Source organism: Mycobacterium sp. NGS40, from assembly GCF_059812735.1.
This window is the reverse complement of sequence record NZ_JCALDG010000034.1, coordinates 1-19,975: the sequence shown is the minus strand read 5'-3', so window position 1 is coordinate 19,975 and position 19,975 is coordinate 1. Positions and strand designations below refer to the sequence as shown.

General features: G+C 66.1%; 19 protein-coding genes and 1 pseudogene. 6 read left to right on the top strand and 14 right to left on the bottom strand.

All coding sequences use genetic code 11. The features are described 5' to 3' along the window. Position 1: 1 nt before the first annotated feature. The 6 genes and pseudogenes from eccCa to AC5Y5O_RS29025 form a co-directional block, all read right to left on the bottom strand. Entirely contained in the window at positions 2-4,081 is a 4,080-nt protein-coding gene (gene eccCa, locus AC5Y5O_RS29050) for a type VII secretion protein EccCa (protein WP_500028475.1), read from the bottom strand. A 6-nt stretch (positions 4,082-4,087) separates the two neighbouring features. Further along, complete coding sequence (gene eccB, locus AC5Y5O_RS29045) at positions 4,088-5,584, bottom strand: type VII secretion protein EccB (RefSeq protein WP_500028473.1); 1,497 nt, start codon at positions 5,582-5,584, stop codon at positions 4,088-4,090. Between the two features lie 51 nt (positions 5,585-5,635). Then, positions 5,636-5,965, bottom strand: a complete 330-nt coding sequence (locus AC5Y5O_RS29040; protein WP_096290737.1) for a DUF2710 family protein — start codon at positions 5,963-5,965, stop codon at positions 5,636-5,638. A 194-nt stretch (positions 5,966-6,159) separates the two neighbouring features. Next, a complete protein-coding gene (locus AC5Y5O_RS29035) occupies positions 6,160-6,456 on the bottom strand; it encodes a hypothetical protein (RefSeq protein ID WP_133160896.1) in 297 nt (98 codons plus the stop codon). Positions 6,457-6,599: 143 nt separating this feature from the next. Continuing rightward, positions 6,600-7,967: a DUF5631 domain-containing protein gene (locus AC5Y5O_RS29030; protein WP_341477121.1), complete on the bottom strand. Its 1,368-nt coding sequence runs from the start codon at positions 7,965-7,967 to the stop codon at positions 6,600-6,602. Positions 7,968-7,978: 11 nt separating this feature from the next. Further along, positions 7,979-8,312, bottom strand: a pseudogene (locus tag AC5Y5O_RS29025) (hypothetical protein); the annotation flags it as partial. An 82-nt stretch (positions 8,313-8,394) separates the two neighbouring features. Here AC5Y5O_RS29025 and AC5Y5O_RS29020 point away from each other — a divergent pair. Next, a complete protein-coding gene (locus tag AC5Y5O_RS29020; protein ID WP_165796518.1) occupies positions 8,395-8,538 on the top strand; it encodes a hypothetical protein in 144 nt (47 codons plus the stop codon). A 10-nt stretch (positions 8,539-8,548) separates the two neighbouring features. On the opposite strand, the gene AC5Y5O_RS29015 is transcribed toward AC5Y5O_RS29020, so the two are convergent. The 6 genes from AC5Y5O_RS29015 to AC5Y5O_RS28990 form a co-directional block, all read right to left on the bottom strand. Next, entirely contained in the window at positions 8,549-8,860 is a 312-nt protein-coding gene (locus AC5Y5O_RS29015; protein ID WP_096290734.1) for a DUF2694 family protein, read from the bottom strand. Beyond that, positions 8,857-9,174: an ESX-1 secretion-associated protein gene (locus AC5Y5O_RS29010; RefSeq protein WP_096290733.1), complete on the bottom strand. Its 318-nt coding sequence runs from the start codon at positions 9,172-9,174 to the stop codon at positions 8,857-8,859. The genes AC5Y5O_RS29015 and AC5Y5O_RS29010 overlap by 4 nt, the downstream gene beginning before the upstream one ends. A gap of 45 nt (positions 9,175-9,219) precedes the next feature. Beyond that, a complete protein-coding gene (locus AC5Y5O_RS29005; protein WP_096290732.1) occupies positions 9,220-10,614 on the bottom strand; it encodes a DUF4226 domain-containing protein in 1,395 nt (464 codons plus the stop codon). Between the two features lie 127 nt (positions 10,615-10,741). Then, positions 10,742-11,104, bottom strand: coding sequence for a DUF4226 domain-containing protein (locus tag AC5Y5O_RS29000; protein WP_096290731.1), 363 nt, complete (start codon positions 11,102-11,104; stop codon positions 10,742-10,744). Positions 11,105-11,119: 15 nt separating this feature from the next. Next, positions 11,120-11,926 (bottom strand): C40 family peptidase, encoded by an 807-nt coding sequence (locus tag AC5Y5O_RS28995; RefSeq protein ID WP_500028469.1) that lies wholly within the window; start codon positions 11,924-11,926, stop codon positions 11,120-11,122. Beyond that, positions 11,923-12,711, bottom strand: a complete 789-nt coding sequence (locus AC5Y5O_RS28990) for a helix-turn-helix domain-containing protein (RefSeq protein ID WP_500028467.1) — start codon at positions 12,709-12,711, stop codon at positions 11,923-11,925. Before AC5Y5O_RS28990 ends, AC5Y5O_RS28995 begins: the two co-directional genes overlap by 4 nt. A 146-nt stretch (positions 12,712-12,857) precedes the next feature. Between AC5Y5O_RS28990 and AC5Y5O_RS28985 the strand changes: the two genes are divergently transcribed. The 5 genes from AC5Y5O_RS28985 (at position 12,858) to AC5Y5O_RS28965 (ending at position 17,822) form a co-directional block, all read left to right on the top strand. Further along, entirely contained in the window at positions 12,858-13,274 is a 417-nt protein-coding gene (locus tag AC5Y5O_RS28985) for a WhiB family transcriptional regulator (protein WP_096290728.1), read from the top strand. Positions 13,275-13,360: 86 nt separating this feature from the next. Then, the gene (locus AC5Y5O_RS28980; RefSeq protein WP_500028465.1) at positions 13,361-14,743 is read left to right on the top strand and encodes an acyl-CoA dehydrogenase family protein; all 1,383 of its coding nucleotides are present in this window, start codon (positions 13,361-13,363) and stop codon (positions 14,741-14,743) included. A 53-nt stretch (positions 14,744-14,796) separates the two neighbouring features. Then, on the top strand, positions 14,797-15,777 hold the full coding sequence (locus AC5Y5O_RS28975) for a pirin family protein (protein ID WP_096290726.1): 981 nt from the start codon (positions 14,797-14,799) through the stop codon (positions 15,775-15,777). Beyond that, complete coding sequence (locus tag AC5Y5O_RS28970; RefSeq protein ID WP_096290725.1) at positions 15,774-16,118, top strand: GNAT family N-acetyltransferase; 345 nt, start codon at positions 15,774-15,776, stop codon at positions 16,116-16,118. Before AC5Y5O_RS28975 ends, AC5Y5O_RS28970 begins: the two co-directional genes overlap by 4 nt. Before the next feature lie 345 nt (positions 16,119-16,463). Further along, positions 16,464-17,822 carry a PPE family protein, SVP subgroup gene (locus tag AC5Y5O_RS28965; protein ID WP_096290724.1) on the top strand — a complete coding sequence of 453 codons (1,359 nt, stop codon included), beginning with the start codon at positions 16,464-16,466 and terminating at the stop codon, positions 17,820-17,822. A gap of 2 nt (positions 17,823-17,824) precedes the next feature. On the opposite strand, the gene AC5Y5O_RS28960 is transcribed toward AC5Y5O_RS28965, so the two are convergent. Together AC5Y5O_RS28960 and AC5Y5O_RS28955 are read right to left on the bottom strand one after the other, a co-directional pair. Beyond that, on the bottom strand, positions 17,825-18,718 hold the full coding sequence (locus tag AC5Y5O_RS28960; RefSeq protein ID WP_500028462.1) for an SCO6745 family protein: 894 nt from the start codon (positions 18,716-18,718) through the stop codon (positions 17,825-17,827). 44 nt (positions 18,719-18,762) lie between these two features. Beyond that, a complete protein-coding gene (locus AC5Y5O_RS28955) occupies positions 18,763-19,827 on the bottom strand; it encodes a hypothetical protein (RefSeq protein WP_500028461.1) in 1,065 nt (354 codons plus the stop codon). Between the last annotated feature and the right edge of the window lie 148 nt (positions 19,828-19,975).

Below are 19,975 nucleotides of genomic sequence, written 5' to 3'. Positions count from 1 at the left end.
CCTATTCCGGCGTTCCTACCAGCACACCTTCGATCGCACCATCGGTGGTGACGAGCAGACCGCGCCCCGGCGGTAGTTGCTGGGCACTGACCCTGGCGAACACCTTTACCGTCGCCGGGTCGTTGTCCATGAATAGGGTCGGCGCTCGCGAACTCGTCATCTTCTGCAAGAATGGATTCGTCACCGAGACCCCGGCCCAGTTTCCGGGCAAACGCGACGCAATCACGTGCAGGCCTATCTCGCGACTGCGCTCGATCAGCCCCCATAACGGAGCGCTGGCGCCCGCCTTGCCGATCGCGCCGTGTGGGCGCAGTTCCTGCTCGTCGTCGATCAGGAGGAAATGGTGCGGACCCTCCCACGTGCTGCGGCTCAGCAACTCTTCCTGACTCAGACCGGAGGGCGGGAGCCGGTCGCGCATCAGCGCCGCCAACTCCTCGATCACGGTGTCGATGTCGTCGGCGGTGTAGGCGTATGCGCGCACGTGCGGCCCCCGGATTTTGCCGATCAGCGACGTCTTGGGATCGATGATGGTGATTTGCGCCTGCTCGGGACTGAACCTGCTCATGACCGCTTGACCGAAGGCAGCCAGCGTTGTCGTCTTGCCGCACAACTGCCGGCCCAGCACCAGCATGCTGGGCACCGTTCGCGTCGGTAAATACGTTGGCTGCAAAGCACTTTCGCCGATGGCGAAGGGAATATTGAACGGGTCGGCTGCCACATCGGTCTCGGCGAACGCCGCGATGATCTGGGCGAGTTGAATTTGTTCGGGCAACCGCGCCAGCTTCTCGAGCCTGCCGACGCCGGTTACCTCGGCAATGACCGCACCGAGTTGCCGGGTCGGCACCCGTTCACCGGTGGCCGAGACGATCTCCGGTACGCCGACCAGCAACTCGTGGCCCTCGCGAGTGACGCCGAACCCGGGTCGATCCAGCGTGTTGCGCGCGGCCTTTCGGCGCTCGAGGCCCTCACCCATCTGGGTTTCGTCCGGGTTGCTCAGCCGCAGCTGGATGCGCGCATTCGACACGTTGACCAGCGCCTGCTTTTGTCCTACCAGCCAGGCCGTGGCGGTCGTCGCGACATGGACCCCGTACGAGAGGCCCTGGCGCGCGATCGACACCACGCGGTCTCCCATCGCGGCATCCTTGTCGTACAGATCGCTGAAATTGTCGACGACAAGGAAGACGTCGCCGAACTTGTCGGCGGGATCAGTGCCGCCCTCCCGCTCGGTGCCGAATCGCCGTTCCCGGAATTCGGAGATGTCGATCTGATACTGCTTAAACGCTGCCTCGCGCGCCAGGATCAAGCCCTCGATCGACGCGACGGTCCTCGAGACGCCTTCCTTGTCTGTTTGGCTGACGACCGACGCCACGTGCGGTAACTCTTCGACGGGGTACAGCGAAGCCCCGATGCAGAAGAACGTCACCCGCTCAGGCCGATACATCAATGCGGCCGAGGTGATCAGCGACATCAGCGTGGTCGATTTGCCGCGCTGGGCGGTCGCCACCACCATGATGTTGTCCATCTCGGCGTCGACCGCGTGCACCCGCTGCGCGTGGTCTTCGGGGATGTCGACGACGCCCACCGGGAACACCAGACCGGGATTGTCGCCGTAGTCGACGTACCACGGCTTGCGCCGCCAGCTCGCCACCAGCACGTCCATCGTCTCACTGACTTCCAAAGGCGGCAGCCATATTTGGTGGGGCGGACGCGCGCTGTGCGACATCAGCGACTCGCGGATCACGTCGACCAGCTTCTTCTTCCGGAACCCGTCGGAGTGGAACAGGAACTCGTCGGGCTCCTCAGGCTCGTCCGCGACGGCCAACGCTTCGCTGTCGGCTTCGCTGAGCGGCTGGTAGGCCCAGGTGAGCGCCCGCGGCTGCGAAAAGCTCATCGCCACAGTCTTGTTCACGTTGACCGCCCGCTTCGGTACCACGAACGGGGCGGACACATAGAAGCACCGGAACTGTTCGAGGTCGCGTGGTCCCACCTTGAGCAGGGCGTAGCCGTTCTCCTTGGACGGCAGATGCAAGGCCGCGTCGCTACCGATCACATCGCGGGAGTCCTCCGCGGTCTCCGCACGAAGGGCCACCCGAAAAGCGATGTTGCTCTTGACCTTACTGAGCGACGACAGATCCAGCCGCTGACCGCCGAGGGTGAAGAAGACGTTACAGCCGCGGCCCTCTTGCCCGATGTGGATGACCAGATCGATCCATTCCGGATGATGAATGAACAATTCGAGATATTCGTCGATGATCACCAGCAGAATCGGTACGGGCTCCAAGTCACGACCGGCGAGGCGCATTTCTTCGTACTCGTTGGCGTCGCGGGCCCCGGCCTGGTTGAAAAGACGGTACCGCCGGGCGATCTCACCGTTGACGGCCTTGCGCATTCGCTCGGCCAGATGACGGTCGTCCTTGCCCAGGTTGGACAGCGAACCCGCGACGTGGGGAAACCCCTGTAGATCCTGGGCCGCGGATTCGAACTTCATGTCGACGAAAATCACGATGAACGTCTCGGGGGAGTGCGTCAACGCGATACCGGTGCAAAGCGACAGGAAGTATTCCGACTTGCCGGAACCGGATGTCCCGATGACGACCGAGTGAAACCCGAAACCACCAAAGTCTTTGGCGCGCAGAATAATCTGTTGCAGCTCACCGCCTTGCTTGACACCTACGGGCATCATCGCCCATTTGTGGTCGCCGCGACCGCGGCTCTCGCCCCAGAGTCGATCGACGTCGAGTTCGCGGGGGTCGCTGATGCCCAGCGCGCGCAACAATTCGCCGCCTTGGCTGTCGGTTTCCGACAAGTCTCCGGCGCTCATCGGGGACCAGCGGGCGAGTGCTCGCGCGTACCGGTTGGCGGTGCTTTCGGCGAGCATGTCCGCCACGGCGTAAAACGTGCCGCGGTGGATGAGCCTGCCTTCCCGCAGCGCGAAACGCTCACTGTCGTCGCTGAATCCGACCCCGAGACCGGCCCGGGTAGCCAGCCGCAACACCGTGATGCCGGCCATGCCCTTCTGCCCGGTTACACCCTCCCACTGTTCGGGGGTGCCGACATTGTCGTCGACAATCACCCAGTGCGGTCCCAGCGCCAGACCTGGGCTGGACTCGATCGGCGATGGCATGGATGTCGGGCTCATGCCGACCGGTGGTGTCCACGGTCCGCGGCCCTTGCGGTGCAGCTCGGCGTCAAGCGCCTCTTCCAGTTCGGTCGGGGAGGTGAAGATCAATCGCCGCAGTCCGCAGGCGTCGAACATCTCGTCATGCTGGTTGTGCGGCAGCCACACCAGCCACGACCACAATTCGGGGTGGCGGGTGACCACCATGACTTTGAGATCGCTGGAGCTGTGGTAGACGGCCAGCGAGCACAAGATCGAACGGGCCAGGCTGTGCAATTCGCCCGGATCGTCGCCGACGAAGCTGAAACCGGGTTTGGACCGCAGGCTCAGCACCTTGCCGATTCCACGGATCTTGCTCTGCTCGAGAATGAAATCCCTTAGTGCGCCACCGGTTACAGGTTCAAGCTCTTCACCGATCGGAACGTCGGGCCACTGCAGTGACACCGCGGATTCGCTGGCTTGCTGAATCCCGATCCCCAGCCGGACGTCGAGGAAGTCCGGGTCGGCGGGACGCCGTTCCCACATCCGCGGCCCGCCGATCACGGTGTCAAGCTTCTGCGGATCGCCGTGCACGAACAGCTGGCTGCGTCGCTGATCCTGAGCGGCGCGTTGCACTTCGTCGCGGTCGTCGTCGAGCTGACGCAGGTAAGCCCGGCGTTGCTTTTCTTGTTCGCCCCAACTGATTCGGCGCCCGCGTCCCAAACGCCCGCTGAACATCAGCGTGCCGAACCCGACCAGCCCGATCATCGGGAAGAAGCCCGACTGCAGGGATCGGATCCCGGATGCGTACATCACCACCAGCGTGCCGATGATTCCGACGAGCAACGCGGGAACCGCGATCATCAGCAGGATGTTGCGGGGCTCGCGCTCCGGCAGTGCCAGGGGCGCGGCGACGGCGATGCGCACCGGCGGAACATTCGGCGCGGGCTTGCGGCGACCGCGGACGAAACCTCGTTTGGACATCGTTGTCTAACCCCCGCCTGCCAGCTCGTTGAGATCGGGAATCGGCGCCACGGCACCACCTCCCGAGACGGCGTCGCGCGCCACCAGCGCGGCGTCACGACCGATCGCGGGCCCGGGCGCGAAGGTGCGCACGATCGGCCATGGCGCTTGCACCGCCAGCTTTGGATCCAGCCCCAACGCCTGCAAGGTGGCGTGGTCGGATTGGATGCCGTACCGAACACCTTGCGGTGAAATCCAATACAGGCTCTCGCGGCTGTCGGCCGTCGCGACGCCGCTGGTTGTCGTCACGAAGTTCGCCGCACCCGGCAACATCAACGTCTGTTGTGCCTCGGCAGAATTGGGGTCGCGATCGTCGCGAACCAGGCGAACCACCCGGGAATCCATGCCGATCGAAACCGGCAGCCCGCGGCCGCTGAAGACCGTGATCCGGGCCTGCGGGTCGCCCGATTGCTTCTCCCAGCCCACGCACGTTGCCGGGTTTGCAGACGTATCAACGAATTCCAGTTTCTCCGAGGGGTAGTAATCGACATCGAGCACGTCTACCACCGGGATCTGAATCAGCTTGTCGGGAGCGACGAGGGTGGGTGTTGTCGAGCCTTCCGAATCCGCGGTCCGCAACAGGTCGGCGACGAAGCTGGTGATCTTCTGGACGCCGTCGGGCAACAGCACATAGAAGCCGTTGACGGAGCCGCTCGCGTCGCGGGTTTCCAGGACCCTGCCCACAATGGAACCGGGTAGCCATCGCGACGGCGTGCCGCGGCCCGGAATGCCGGGCAGCACAATGGGTTCCGTCGCCGGCATCGCGTCGAACAGGGCGTTAGAGATTTCGATCGGGTATGTCACACCGGGATCGAGACCGAGGTTGAATGTCACCGACCGGTCCGCCGGATCGATGCGGGATCGTTGCCCGTGCCAGATCACATACGTTGCGCCCTTGTGCGTTGCCAGGATGGCCTGCTTCGGGCGCATCGGCTCCGACCGGCCGATGGGGGAGAGCTGCCCGGCGATGGCGGTCACCACTGGCGCGGTTCCGCTGCCGCGGGCCGCGGCGGCGTCGCAGACCGACCACGCCGATTCAGCGCTCGACGTGATCGGCAAGCTGTCGGGCGCCCCCGGAATGCCGATGATCGGGCCCGTCGGGTACTTGGCGATCTCGCTGGCTCTGACCCACGTCGGGGCACCGGCACTGCCGACCGCCAGCCGGGCCGAGGTCAAGTTGAGCGCGGGGTAGAGCCGGCCGTTGATCTTCGCGTAGACCGCACCAGTGTCGCGGTCGCCGATGATCGACGCCTGTCCGACCAGCCCTGAGGGCTTCATGACATGCAGCAGCGCCATCCACCCGACGCCGATCAGAACGAGCACGATCGACAGGGCCACGGCCGCTTGCTGTTTGCGGTCGTCGTGCTTCATCCGGACCGAGAACCGGGTGATCGCGGCGCGCAGCCGACGGTTGTAGAACAGGTGCCCCGAATTCTGATCCCGGTTGGACAGATTAAGTGGCACGGTCATTCTCCTTCAGGCGGTCGATGCAGGACCGCTGCATCGACACCGACATCAATGCAGTTCGCCGCCGTACCTGGCCCGATTCTCGGCTTCGGCCTCCTCGCGAATCGCCGCGATCGCGAGGTTGAGCCTGTCCGCCAATTCTGCGTGGCCGTAACCGGTCATCACGCCAGGATGCAGCGACAACTCGACCAACCTGCCGTCGGAGTTCGTCACGGCGCGAATATCCCCCAAGTCCACGCTGTAGGTGACCGTCTCGGCTTGCGCGACAAGGGCTTCCCACTTGTCGGCTGCCTCGCTCAGCTCACGCAGAACCGCTTCGACGAGATCTCTGTCTTTTAGGTCGCTCTGTTCGCTGCGACCGCCCGACCCCGCCACCATGTCAGTATCATCGAGCCCTCCAACCAGCGTCAATTCACAATCTGACGAGTGCCTCGGCGGACACGATTGAAGGAGCGTCCGTCAATCCTCGCAGTGGCGTTCGTAATCCCAGCGCTCCAGCCAGGCGGAGAGGTGGTGGATTCCGACGCTGATCACGATCAGCACGATACCTTCGACGACCATCAGAAGTTCGTTCACAGCCGGTCCATCTCTCGGGCGGTCGCCGCCTGCTCGAAGTAGCTCATCCTCCGTGGCGGGTAGTGGCGGCGCGGCTCATGCTCGACACTGACGCCCCGGACCAGTTGTTGCCAGAGTGTGGTGAACCAGGGACGCGGTGCGGTGCGGGGGTGCGGGCCGGCGACGGCAGCGGCCGTGGCGAACATCAGCTGGCGTTCGGTGACGAGAACGGGATCCGGGGTAGCGCTGTGCCGCGCTTGCGTGGGCGCAGTGGTATCACGATGCAGCGACGGTGTTTTCGGGATGGCTAGCATTTCGATCACCTGAGAGGGGTTTGCGCCCGGTGGGTCCGGCCGTCAATCGAAATCTATGGAGCCACCGGCGTCGAGCGCATGCGTAGTCGACTACCTGTCTTGCTCGTGCCCTGACGAATCCGCGCGATAGCGGCGGCGCGGGCTCAGGACTCGGCGCTCCACTGGCTGACCGGGGGTTCATCGAGCTTCTGGAACCATGCCAGGTGATAGTTCGCCGAGGTCACGTCACCGGCGACACTGCTTTCGGTGGCAGCCAGCAACAGACAGTTGAGCAACAGTGTGGGCACGACGTCCGGGTACTGGCTCAGCAGCTGGTAGCGGGCGGTGTCGAGATGTACCCGCAGCAGATCGGCTTCCTCTTCCACGACACCGGTTCCCGAGGTGGCGGCTTTCGCCAAGGTGTGCACCAACCGGGGAAGTCCGTCGCGCCAGTGCGTGACTCGACCCAGCTCCCATCCCAGATCTTCGACGGGCGGCAGTTCGCGCGCCTGCACCGAAGAGTCCGTCGGCGGGAAGTCGGTCGCTCGGCCGACGCGATCGCCGGGGGTATAGGTCGCGGTCCGGGTCGCCTCGCCGAGCAGAGCGGCGGCTTTGCCCCGGCGGCGGCCGGGTGCGAGCAACCGCACGCCCACCGGCAGCGCGATGCCCGGCGGAATCCAGCCGTGCGCGAGGTCGGTGACCAGCAGCGTGGTGCCGTCCGCGAGGTCGCCGACTGCCCAATTCAGCCCGGGTTCTTGGCGGACGACATGGGAGAGCAGCCGGTGCAATCGTTCCGAGTCGGATTCGACGACGGCGGGAGCCGCAGGTGCTGGCACGGGCTGGGGCTCTGCCTCCAGCTCCGGTTCTGGCTCCGGGTCGGGTTCGCTGACGACCAAGAGCTCTGGCTCGGGTTCCGGCTCTGGCTGGCCGACGACCTCGGGCTCCGGCTCGCTGACAGCCTCCGGCTCCGGCTCGCTGACAGCCTCGGGTTCCGGTTCGGGCTCCGGCTCGCTGACAGCCTCCGGCTCCGGCTCCGGCTCCGGCTCGGGTTCGCGTTCGGGCTCGCTGACTACCTCGGGCTCCGGCTCGGGCTCGGGCTCGCTGACGGCAGGTTCCGCCGGCGGCACCAACTTCTGCAATCGCGCGGTCTCGGATTCCGCGTCGACCGCCGCCGCCGAGACGTCCTGCCGCAGCGGAACCGCGACGTCCACCGTGGGCTCCTCGGACGGAGCTCGATGCCGGCCACCCGAAGCATCATCGTGATCGGCGGAGACCGACGGCTCCTCAACAGGTAACTCGGGCTCCGCGGGGATGACCGGTATGACCTGCGTCTGATCGAGCGTCCGGGACCTGATTTCGGGCTGCTTCACCGGGACCACTGGGATGACCTCGGTTTCGGCCGTCGCCGGGGCGGCGACATCGGGTTCGGCCGCCGGGACCGCCGGGATGACTTGCGTCTTTTCCAAGTCGGCCGTGCTGAAACGTCGCGCGACCTGCGCGGTTTGAAGTCGCGCGCGCGTCTGCGCCTTCATCAACTCCAGCTGGCGAATCGTCGATTCAACGCGCCGCACGGCGCGGGCACGCGCTTCGTCGATAACGCGGGCTTCTGCCGCCCGCCGGCCCACATCGGTGAGTCCCGCCCGCTTGACCATCCCCAACTGCTTGTTGGCGCTAGCGGTGATCCGCTGCAGATCTTTCTCGAGATACTCTGCGAGAGTGGCGGTTTCGTCCGTCGCCGTCGACAGTTCGGCAGGCCAAAGCCCACCGATCACCCAGGGGGTGCAATCGACAGGAGAGCTGAAGGCCGGCATCGACAATGATTCCCGGGTAGCTCTCCGGAGGCGCTGGCGCGCCGTCTTTCGACCGAAGATCGCCACCGGGTCAGACTACCGACATATGCCGAACGCTCATTACCAAAGGTGAATTGTGCGGGTGTGAGGGGCTCGGTAGCGTATGGCCATGGTCGATTCTGCGCTGCAGCAACAACTCGATGAGGTGCGCACCCTGCTCGGCCGCGCACGAGAGTTGTTCGGCGCCAACCCCATCGAGCCACCAACCGATATCGCTCCCGATCCCGACGCCGCCAAAACCTGGCTGATCTGAACGCGGACGGTTAGTCGGCGCCGTCGCGGCGGCGCAGCTTGTGCGCCAACAGCTTCTCGATCGCGGCGTCGAGATCGTTCGGGGTCGGGACCTCCGCCGACGGGGTGTGCCCGGCCGCCACGATCTCGTGCCGGACCTCCAGCAACGCCTTCAGCCAGGACACATCCGCGGTCAACAGGATGCCCCGCGCCAACGTCGCTGCGTCGGTATCCATCGCCTCTTCGCTCAGCGCAACGCTGTGCATGTACCCGCCGCGGCACGAGCGGACCAGGATGTGCCCACTCGGGTGAACGGTGTCGAACGCGGGATTGGCGTCGGTCATCGACCGCCGTCGACGATGCGGCCGAGTTCGCCGGCCGCATCTTGTTCATGCTGATCCCAGGTCCGTGCCGTCACGGCCAGATTGTGTGCCATCTCGGCATGGTCGTCGGCCTGTTGCTCGTAGCACTGGCGTCGCAGTTCGAGCAGTTCCCGTCCGGCATCGCGAAGCTCACCGAAGATCGGCCCGAGCGAATCCAGACTCTCCTGGATAGCAGCGTGCGACGACGGCACGGTGCGCAAGTAGTCGGAGGTCTCTCGGTGATGCGCAGCCGCTTCACGTAAGTGCGCGGGCACCACATGGATTCGATCTGCCATCCGCTTTCTCCTGATTCTGCGCCGCCGGCCGGTCCGGCGAGTTCACTATTGTCCAGTGGTCGGCGTGGCCGCCGGCCGGGTCGGTGTCGGTGCGTCGGTCCTGGCTGGAGCGGTCTCCGTCGCGGCCGGCGGATGCTCCCAGCCTAGGAAGCTCGGGCCGCTTACGGTGGCGATGTGCTGAATCTGGCCATCGAGGAGGGCCTTGGTATGGCCGAGGGCCAGCGCATGGCGATCGGTGAAAATTCCGACATCTCCCGCAACGACCTGCACCGGATCAATTGGGTTGGCGACCGCGGTTCCGGGTGCGGGAATGGTGATCCCCTGCTGATGGAATGCATCGGGGATCGACGCACCGCCCACCGCGGCCTCGATGGCCGCCGCTAGCTGCGGGCTGGCCGCCGTAACCGTGTCACCGTCGGGCAGGGTCACCGTCGTCGGGCCCGCGGCCGGTGATTCGGCGGTCGACACATCCTCACCGTGCTCGTCGCCTGTGCGTTCATCGCGCTCATCCGATTGGTGATCGGCCGGGTTCGCGTCGGGGTTTTCGTCGTCCAGGCCCGCCGCGGCCGGATCGGATTCGCTGCCCTCCTGACGCCAGGGCAGCGGCATCCCGCCCGGCGTCCCCCAACCACCCATCGAACCTGGTCCCGGTGCCGAGCCCAATCCGAGATTGGGAATGCCCGGCATCGCCGACGGCATCGTGGGCGCCGGCGCATTCTCGACCGGCCCTGGCCCCGGATCCCCGGTCAACAGGCCAGGATCGTCGGCCAGCAGCGAATCCAGTAGCGGATCGTCTCCGGCGTCGACAGGGTCGGTTGCCCGTGCCGGTAAGGCAACCGAAGCCGGCCGGGTCTCGCCCGCAACGCTCGGCACGCTCTTCGAGGCGTCGTAGAGCGAGGTCCACGCCGCCATCAGTGCTGACTTCGACGTGTCGTCGAGACTGGCGGTCAGCACCACCGCGCGGATGTCCCTGAGCTTGCCGATCAGGAAGCGCTGAAAGTCGCGCGCGCCCGCCGGAGTGTCCAAGTCCGATCGGGTTTGCACCGCGGCCTCGGTCTCGCGTTGCAAGGCGCCCAGCGCTTCCGCTCCTTCGACCGTCTTCAGGTGGGCATTCATGATGGCCGAAATTACTTGCAAATCCAGCTGAGAGCTGGCCGAATTCTGATGTGCCAGAGCGGCTTCGGCGCCCGCGATGGCTTCGGCAGTGGCTCCCTCAGTCCGCTGCGGCGCTGCAGCGGGCGGTTCCGCAGCGGAGCCGAACAGGACCGGATGCTGTCGGCGGATCTTGGCCAGAATCGTGTCGAGTTGTTCTGGACGTGTCGTGGGGGTGATCACCGCGGTCAACTCCGCTGGGGTCAACCCCGCCTGCCACGCGTTCGGATCGCCGGTGCGGTCGCGCACGACTCTGACCGTGGCAAGCAGTTCGTCATACGTCGACATCGCCTAACCAGACGCCGCTGCGGCCCACCGCGGGCGGTGTCGCGTCCCCTCCATGCCGGGTGACAGTACTGAGACCCTGAGCTGTCGACAATTCACCGCGATGCGGCTGTGTATGAACGCCCTGGGGCTATCCCGCAGATACGCCGTATTCTCCCCGCAGGCGTTCCAGCACAGCAGTTTTCGCCCGATCAAGCTCACGCGCGTCCGCCACGACGGCCGCGATCTCACGTTGCTTGGCGACCAGAAACTTCTGAAACTCCCTCGCCCCGATGGGCGTGTCGATGCCCAGGCTCCGCTGCTGCGGAACGGCGCGCTCGATCTCGTCGCTGATCGCATCCAGACGCCTGATGCTCTCTCGCATCGCGGCGTGTGCGCTGGCAAGCACGTCCACCAGCGCGCGGTCTGCCTCGGCGACCGAGTCGTGCCGGGTCGCCATCGCCGACTGCCGCGCCTGAATGGCGGCTAGCGAAGGGCCAGTCTGTTCAGACATAGGCTCAACCTAATCTCATATCGGCCGACGAATCGCCACGTAGTCGCCCAACCGGCTGATCCGAACCGAGGCACCCGAATAGGGGGCCTCGACGACGAGATTGTTGCCGATCGCCATCTGCACGTGTCCGGTGTGCGGGAAGACGAGATCGCCGGGCCTGACTTGCGAACGCGGCACCGGGATTCCGTCGTTGATCTGCTGATACGTGGTGCGGTCCAGATGAATTCCCGCCCGCGCGTACGCCCACTGCACCAGTCCGGAACAGTCGAACTGATCGGGGCCGGTGGCGCCCCACACATACGGGCGGCCCAGTCGAGATAGCGCCGCACGCACCGCAATTCCGGCGCGGCTGCTCGGCGAAGGCAGCCGCAGTCCGCGGTGGTGCAGCATTCGGTAGCGCAGTGCCCGCAACGCCGCCGAATGCCGTCGGGCACGTAGCCGGGCGGTCAACACGTGTGCCCGCTGGGCGCGCAGGCGTGCGGCTCGACGACGCATTGCGTCCCGCTGGGCCATCGGCGTCATCGGGGTGACGGCGGCATCGGCGCGGGCCTCGTCGAGGACGTTCTTGGTCAGCTCCCGGGCCTGGGCCCGGTCGCGGTAGGCGGCGGCGATGACGCCCGCGGCCGCGTCGTCGGTGCGCGCCGCCGCGAGCAGCACTTGGTGGCCCTGGTTGGCCCGAACTTGGTAATTATCTTGTCCCACAAGGGTGTTCACTGGCGATGCCGGCACCACATCGGAAGGCGCAACCAGCTGCGGCTGTCGGGTGCTGCCCGCGAACAATCGGTGGGCCCGGCTCAACGCCTCGATATAGCTTTCGGTCATCGGTCCCCCTCGCCGTTGGCCTGATCAACGCTGTCCTGGCTCGTCGACCGCACCGCGTCGGCGAAAGCACGGACGCGGGGGAGTATCCCCGCCGGGATCACCCCGCGGTTGCGGATGTCCCACATCTCGTCACTGCTCACACCGAGCAGCGCCGCGATGATCGCGTCCGGAAGCGACGACTGCGCACAGGCCTGGTCGAACCGGGCGCTCAAACTGGTCGGCATCCGTCTGAGCAGCGCGCTGCGCGTTTCCTCGAGCGCTCGAAGATGGTCCATCAGCCGGTCGGTCGAATCCGCACCGGCGTTCACCGCCACCCGCCAGGAGCTGGCGGCGAGCATCTCGGCCTTCACGCACTGCGCGATCACAGAGAGAATATACGTCTCATATTCGTTTGATGTCGTCGCCGGCAGCCGATTGATGACAGATTTGAGCGCATCGAGCTGGGCTTCGGCATATCCTTCCAGCACTTCGGTGTCGCTGTGGCGGTCGACAACCACCGACCCGGCCCGCGGCGGCGACGTCGTTCCGGGGGGCTGCGCGGCGATCAAACGGGCCAACTCGGCATCGGGATCGGCGGCCACCAACAGCCGCGAATAGGTGCCAGGTGGCAGACCCAGACCGTTTTCGACCTTCTGAACAGTGCTTTTATGGGCCTTACGGGCGCCGCGCTCCAGATAGCTCAATCCCATGATGCTGACGCCGGTCGCGGCCGCGAGCTCCGCTAGGGACCAGTCACGCGACTCACGCAATGCCCGGATGGCCGCACCTGCCGATTCACGGCTCACCCGCTGGCTCCGGCCATAGGCCGGATATTACACAGCCGGTGCGCTATCGCTATGTATATACGCTTTTATCACGTTTCTCTTGCGCCGGAAGTTGGCATGTGTATACGCTTTCGTATACGTTTCAACCCCTAGCCGAGGAGACTGACATGGGCCACCCCTGCGCAACCGATCCGGAACTGTGGTTCGGCTACCCCGATGACGACAGCGGTGACGGCGCGGCCAAGGCGCGCGCCTACGAGCGATCCGCCACCGAAGCCCGTATCCAATGTCTGCGGCGCTGCCCGTTGGCACAGCAGCGGCGGTGTGCGCAGTACGCCATCGCACACCGCGAGGAGTACGGCGTATGGGCGGGCGTCAAGCTTCCCGGGGGCCAGTACCGCAAGCGCGACCAGCTGGCTCGAGCCCACGACGTCTTGCGGCGCATTGCCGCCGGCGAGATCAACTCCCGCCAGCTGCCCGAGAACGCGGCGTTGCTGGCCCGCAGCGAGCACGAGACCATCCCGGTGCCCGCGGTGGTCCTTCACCTGCCGATCGCACAGGTTGGCCCGCGTTCAGCAGCCTGACCGGTGCACCCGTGAACGTTTGTTCACCGAGTCGACCGGGTAGTCGACCGCGACGGAACATCTGACCGTCGACCCGGAGGCCCATCATGACTTTCGACCTGACACCGACGGCCGCGCAGCACGACCTGGCCCGGCGGGCGCACGAATTCTGCGAGTCCGTGATTCGCCCGGTGGCGCTCGAGTACGACCAACGGCAGGAGTTTCCCTGGCCGGTCCTCGAGGAAGCGGCCCAACGCGGCTTCTACAGCCCGCTGTTCTACCGCGACCTGATCGGTGATCGCACCGGCCTGTCCCTGCCGATGTTCATGGAGGAGTTGTTCTGGGGCTGCGCCGGAATCGGGTTGGCGATCGTAATGCCGGCGCTGGCCCTTTCGGCGATCGGTCAGGCTGCATCCCCCGAACAGATGCTGGAGTGGGCACCCGAATGTTTCGGTACCCCAGGCGATCTCAAGCTCGCTGCACTGGCGATTTCCGAACCTGAGGGCGGCAGCGATGTACGCAATCTCCGCACCCGGGCACACCGCGACGGCGACGACTGGATCATCGATGGGCACAAGATGTGGATCGGCAACGGCGGTATCGCCAACGTGCACGTCGTCAATGCCGTCGTCGACGAAGAGCTCGGCCACCGCGGCCAGGCCCTGTTCGTGGTGCCGGGCGGCACCCCCGGACTCGAACTGGTGCGCAAACTCGACAAACTGGGCTGCCGGGCATCGCACACGGCGGAGTTGCGGTTCAACACCGTTCGCGTTCCCGGCGCCAATTTGCTTGGCGGACAAGAGAAGCTGGAACACAAACTTGCCAAGGCCCGCGAGGTCGTGGCGGGGGGACAGCGCTCGGGCTCGGCGACGCTGGGCACGTTCGAACAGACGCGTCCGATGGTCGCGGCCCAGGCGATCGGCATCGCGCGCGCGGCGTTGGAGTACGCGACGGCCTATGCCACGAAGCGCGAGGCGTTCGGCGGACCGATCATCGACAACCAGGGCATCGCGTTTCCGCTGGCCGACCTGGCCACCCAGATCGATGCGGCCCGGCTGCTGACCTGGCGGGCTTCCTGGATGGCCGCCAACGAAGTCCCCTTCGAGCGCGGCGAGGGCTCGATGGCCAAGCTCGCCGCCAGCGAAGTCGCCATCAAGGCCACCGAGCGCGCGGTCCAAACCATGGGAGGCTGGGGCTACATCACCGATCACCCTGTCGAGAAGTGGTATCGAGATGCCAAGCTGTACACCATCTTTGAGGGCACCAGCGAGATTCAGCGGATGGTCATCTCAAATGCGCTGGGCGCCGCCGTGGGCACCCCGCCGCTGCACGTCGTGCTGGAACCGACCGGCGGACCGCTGAACCGGATGTTCGGCCGGGGAGCCCCGTTGCGGTCGCGCGCCGCCGACGCCGCGTTGTCGGTGAAGGATCAGGTCCCCGAGCCGATCATGCGGGTGGCCATGCGGATGCTGCGGCCGCCGGGCAGGTAGGCCGGCGAGCGCGAGTAGCGTCGCCGTATCACGCTCGCAACGAAGGGCCTACGGTGAGCAATCTCGAGAACGCGCCGGCCGAAGTTGCCTGCAGCGCTTCAGGGGTTGCGGGGACCGAGGTGCTGCATCCACGGGAGGTTCCGCTCGGCGGCCCGCGGGCCATCCGGGTGCGACGTACCCTGCCCCAGCGACAGCGATCGCTGATCGGAGCCTGGTGCTTTATCGACCATTACGGCCCCGTCCGGGCGCGCATGGATGTACCGCCGCATCCACACACGGGACTACAGACGGTGAGCTGGTTGTTCAGTGGGGAAGTGGAACACCGCGACAGTGCCGGAGTGCACGCTTTTGTCCGGCCCGGCGAGTTGAATCTGATGACCGCGGGTGCGGGAATTTGTCATTCCGAGGTGTCGGTCGCGTCGGACGCTGTTCTGCACGGAATGCAGCTGTGGGTCGCCCTGCCCGATTCCGACCGGGGCACCGGACGCGGCTTCACGCACTATGTGCCCGACCCCATCTCGCTGGCGGGCGCGCAAGCGCGGGTGTTCCTGGGCGAGCTGGCCGGCAGCCGGTCTCCGGTGCATACGTTCACCCCGCTGCTCGGAGCCCAGCTCGATCTCGACCCGAACGCCGAACTGCACCTCGACGTCGAACCGGCGTTCGAGCACGGCGTGCTCTGCGATACCGGGACCGTGGCGATGGGCGGAACGACTCTGGCCGACGCCGCGCTCGGCTATCAAGGCCCGGGCAGCGCCGCCGTGCACCTGCGCAATGTTGGGCAGCAGCCGGCGCGGGTAATGCTGTTGGGAGGCGCGCCCTTCACCGAAGAGCTGCTGATGTGGTGGAACTTCGTCGGGCGCACCCACGACGAGATCGTCGGGTACCGCCAGCTATGGCAGGACGCCGACGCACGCTTCGGCGCCGTCGACGGCTACCGGGGCGCGGTCACGCGACTGCCGGCCCCACCGCTGCCGACCACCCGGCTACGGCCACGACCACTACCGAACGAAACGAATGGAGAGGAAGCGACATGACGCTGACCGATAAGACCGGCGCGGAAACCACCGTCACCGAGGGGCATCAGACGTATGCCATCGCCGTCGAAGGCAAGACGGTCGGCCACGCCGATTACGCCGACCGCGGCGAGCAGCGTGTTTTCTACCACACCGTCGTCGACCCGGAATTCGGCGGACGCGGCCTGGCGACCATCCTCGTCGAGGAGGCCCTGAACGGGGCGCGGGACGCCGGCAAACGAATCGTGCCGGTGTGCTCGATGGTCGAGAACGTGCTCAAGAAGCACCCCGAGTTCGACGATGTCACCGACCCCGTGACCGCCGAGGTCCGAGGCTGGGCACAAACCCAGCCGAACAGCTAGCCAGCCGCCAGTCACGACGGCCTAATGGCGCCTTTACTGGACGCGGACCTCTGGCACGAACGCTGTCCAGCAGCAGCTAAATTCTGGTCGGTGCGGTTGGCGGCCTATGCGGTTTCGGCGGACAATGCCACGTGACTTAACGTGTTATCGCGGGGCAGCTGGGTAAATCGGGTACTCCGGTAGCTAGACATCCAAGCGGCGGCAGTAGTAGCCGGGTCTCCCAGCTAACTCACAGTCACCGTGAGCAAAATGATGGACTCAGGCGGCCAGGCCAGGCCATGGCGTCGTGTTCGTTTGCCGTTTACCCGAACGGCGCGCGCCGGGACTGCTCGATCGGAGGGAAAAGTGGACTTCGGGGTACTGCCGCCGGAGATCAACTCTGCGCGCATCTACGCCGGACCTGGCTCCGGACCGATGCTTGCCGCGGCGTCGGCGTGGGAGACCCTGGCCGCGGAGCTGTACTCAACAGCAACCTCTTACCAGTCGGCAATTGCTGAGCTGACGGCCGGACCTTGGCTGGGTCCGGCGGCAGCAACCATGGCCGCCGCCGCCGCTCCCTATGTAGCTTGGTTGAGAACCGCCGGCGAGCAGGCGGAGCAGACGGGCAACCAGGCCATTGCGGCCGCCGCCGCCTATGAGGCCGCGTTCGCGGAGACGGTACCCCCGCCGGTGGTCGCCGCGAATCGCACTCTGTTGGCAGCGCTGGTCCAGACGAACTTCTTCGGGCAGAACACGAGTGCGATCGCGACTACCGAAGCGCAGTACAGCGAGATGTGGGCTCAGGACGCCGGCGCCATGCAGTCCTACGCGACCTCGTCGGCATCGGCCACATCGCTGACCCCGTTCGAGTCGCCGTCGTCGAGCACCAGCGCCGACGGGACCGCCTACCAGGCCGACGCGGTCGCCCAGGCCGCCGGTACGTCCGTCGGCAACGCGCAGCAGAACGTCCAGCAAGCCATCTCCGCCGTCCCCAACGCGCTGATCAACCTCGCCAGTCCGGCCGACGCCTTTGGATTCGGCGGGCGGGACTTGCTGGGCCTGCTCGCGGACCTGAGCGCTGTGTTTCTCGATCCGGAAATCGGGGCGGCGGGACTCGCGGCCGACACCTCGCTGGGGACGACGGCTCTGCCCTACGACGTGGGCGGATATTGGACCGGTGTCCACACCGACGACATCGTCAGCGGTTGGGCCGGCGTACAGCCGTGGCCGGGCAATGCGCCGGCACCGCCGACGTCCTTTCCGGTAATCACCGAACCGGCGTCCACGGTTTCCGGCCAGTTCCGCCACGCGCCCTCGGTCGGACGGCTGTCCGTGCCGCCGGCATGGGTGGCCGCGGCCCCGGAATTACGCGCGATGACGACGGCACTGCCCGCCGCGACCGTCGGCGCCGCCGCCCAGGCCACCGGCTCCAGCGCGGGAAGCCTGTTCAGTCAGATGGCGCTGGCCAGTATGGCCGGGCGCGCCATGGCCGGCACCACCGGCGGAGGTGGCGCTCGAACCCAGGAGCGCGTCGGGATAGCCGGGCGCAAACCGAAGGACTCCAAACCTGCCGAACCGATCGAAGTAGCCCAGATTCCAGCGGGCGGCCCGATCACGAGCATCGCCGCCGAGCTGCGCGAGCTGGCCTCCCTGCGCGACGCCGGAATTCTCACCCAAGACGAATTCATCGAGCAGAAGCAGCGCCTGCTGCCGCGGGATCCTTAACCCTAGGCGGAGCTCAAGTGCGCACTAGCGTCGTGTAACTCATTGCGGCGCAGTGCCATTGGCGTTACAGCAAGGACGTCGCCGCCTTCGACCACCGCCCGGGTGATGGGCGTGAGGGCTTGAAACAGCGCCTCCACCTCGTCGTCGCTCAGTGCGTCGAGCGCCGACAGTCCGAGCGCATCGGTGCTCGATTCGACGTGGTCTTTGAGTTCGGCGCCGGCCGCGGTGAGCGAGCCGTCCTCGGTCAGCAGCCCACGCTCGGCGAGCCGCTGCTCGTGGTGACGCCATTCGGTCTCGTCGTAATCGCGAGTGCGCGCGATGTAGTCGCGTGGAACACGGTCGGCCGCCGCATGCAGCACATTGCATTCCCGGCCCGAGATGCCCGCGGCGGTCAATACCGCCACGTGGCCGTCACCGCGATGTTCACGCAACAGGGTGGTGGCATGCCACAGGGCGGCAAGCGGATTGTCCGGCCACCGCAGCGCGCGGTTCGCGGCGAACAGCGGCCGCCCGTCGACACCCGCCTGGCGCGCCGCCTTTCCCGCTAGTTCGGCTGCAACACTGACGTTTTCGTCTTCTTGCAGCCCGTAGCGGCGCAGCGCCGCGACCGCTGAGTCCTGCCGGGCGCGCAACGCGGCATCCGGACCAGCGATCTGCCAGGCGGCCGGCAAGGCCTTGGCCACCCGGTGGGCAGCGAAGTTGTGGAAAATCGCGGTCACCAGCTCCGGCGGCGCGATGCCGAGCGGGGCGGACCGGGCGGCGAAATAGCCCATCCAGAAGCCCCGGTATCCCAGCTCGTCGAGTGCCGCGCGCGCCTCCGGCGCGAAGTACGTCACCGCGTGCACCGGCTCGAAACGGTCGAAGAAGCGCCGCGCCAGCTCTGGTTTTCTGCGCATGGTTGCAGTGAAGCACCCGGTCCGAACGCGACCGACCCCGGTCCCTACGTAGGTCCGGGAAGCTCGCCCAGCGCGCTCAGGTCGGCGTGTACTCGGCCGATCGCGGATTTGTACTGCTCGTCGCCGAGGGTCTTCGCGTAGTAGCGATCATTGCGCAGCTGATACTGCCGGGCGCGCAGTTCCCGGATGCGTTCGAGCCGCGCGGTGTCCTCCGCGGAGAATGTGAGCTCCTGCAAGGTAATTCGACCCGCCAGAACTTCTTCAACCGGGGAAAGCTGATAACCGCATCGTGCCAGAAATTCGAAGTACACCTCGCAATAATCGCGTTGGCCGCCCTGCCAGCTGCGGTTCGCGGTATGCCACTCGAAAGCGGCGAGCACCATCGCCATGATCACCGCCGCGGGCCGGCCGTCGACATCGACCAGCTTCTCCAAGTCCTCGTATTCGGCGTCGTCGATTCCCAGCAGCGCAGCGGCGACCTTCATGCTGGCGGGGCAGTGCAGCCTGGTGAGGAAATGAAAACTGCGGGCGACGAAGACTTCGGAGCCAGGCGGCGGCGGTGCCGCCCAGACGATGTTGTCGCGAATCCAGTCCCGTCGCGCGCCAGTGACGGCAGCGGCTCGCCGATCCAGTTCACGGAGCAGAACCCAGTCGCGCTTGGCCTCGGCAGCTGCTTCGGATTCCAGCCTCACCGGTTGCGAACCGGTGTAGGTGCTGCCGGCCGTCACCTCGCTAAGAGCAAGCGGGCGCCCCATGTCCCCGGTCATATACCTGGCACGAACATCGAGCTCCACGGAATTGGCGCGTCGAACCAAGTGGCCCAATGTCGTTGTCCCGGGCACCAATCGGCAGATCTGGTCCTCCTGGCGCAGGTCATCACGGGTGTAGATCAGGCCGATGTCGCTGCGGCGGTTCAGCTCGTCGGTGTTGACGCTGACAGACCATCCGGCGGGCCCGGCAACCCCCGGGATGTAGTGGGCCGAGATCTCCGCCAGCAGGTCGTCGACGGTCGCTTCGTCGGGGAAAAGCCAAAACTCTCGATGGGATTCGACATCATCTCCCATCGCCACCGAGCTGCGGTCGATCGTGACCTTGACTGTGTCGGTCATGGCTCAAGTTCTACTGATCGAGCCGCCGACGGGGTAGTCACCCGATCGCTAATCGCGGTCGACGGATGGCAATGGGAAAGGCCACGACCCCTCGCGGAGTTCGTGGCCTTTGCGCCTGCGGTTTCAACCAACCGCTCTGGTGGGCGAA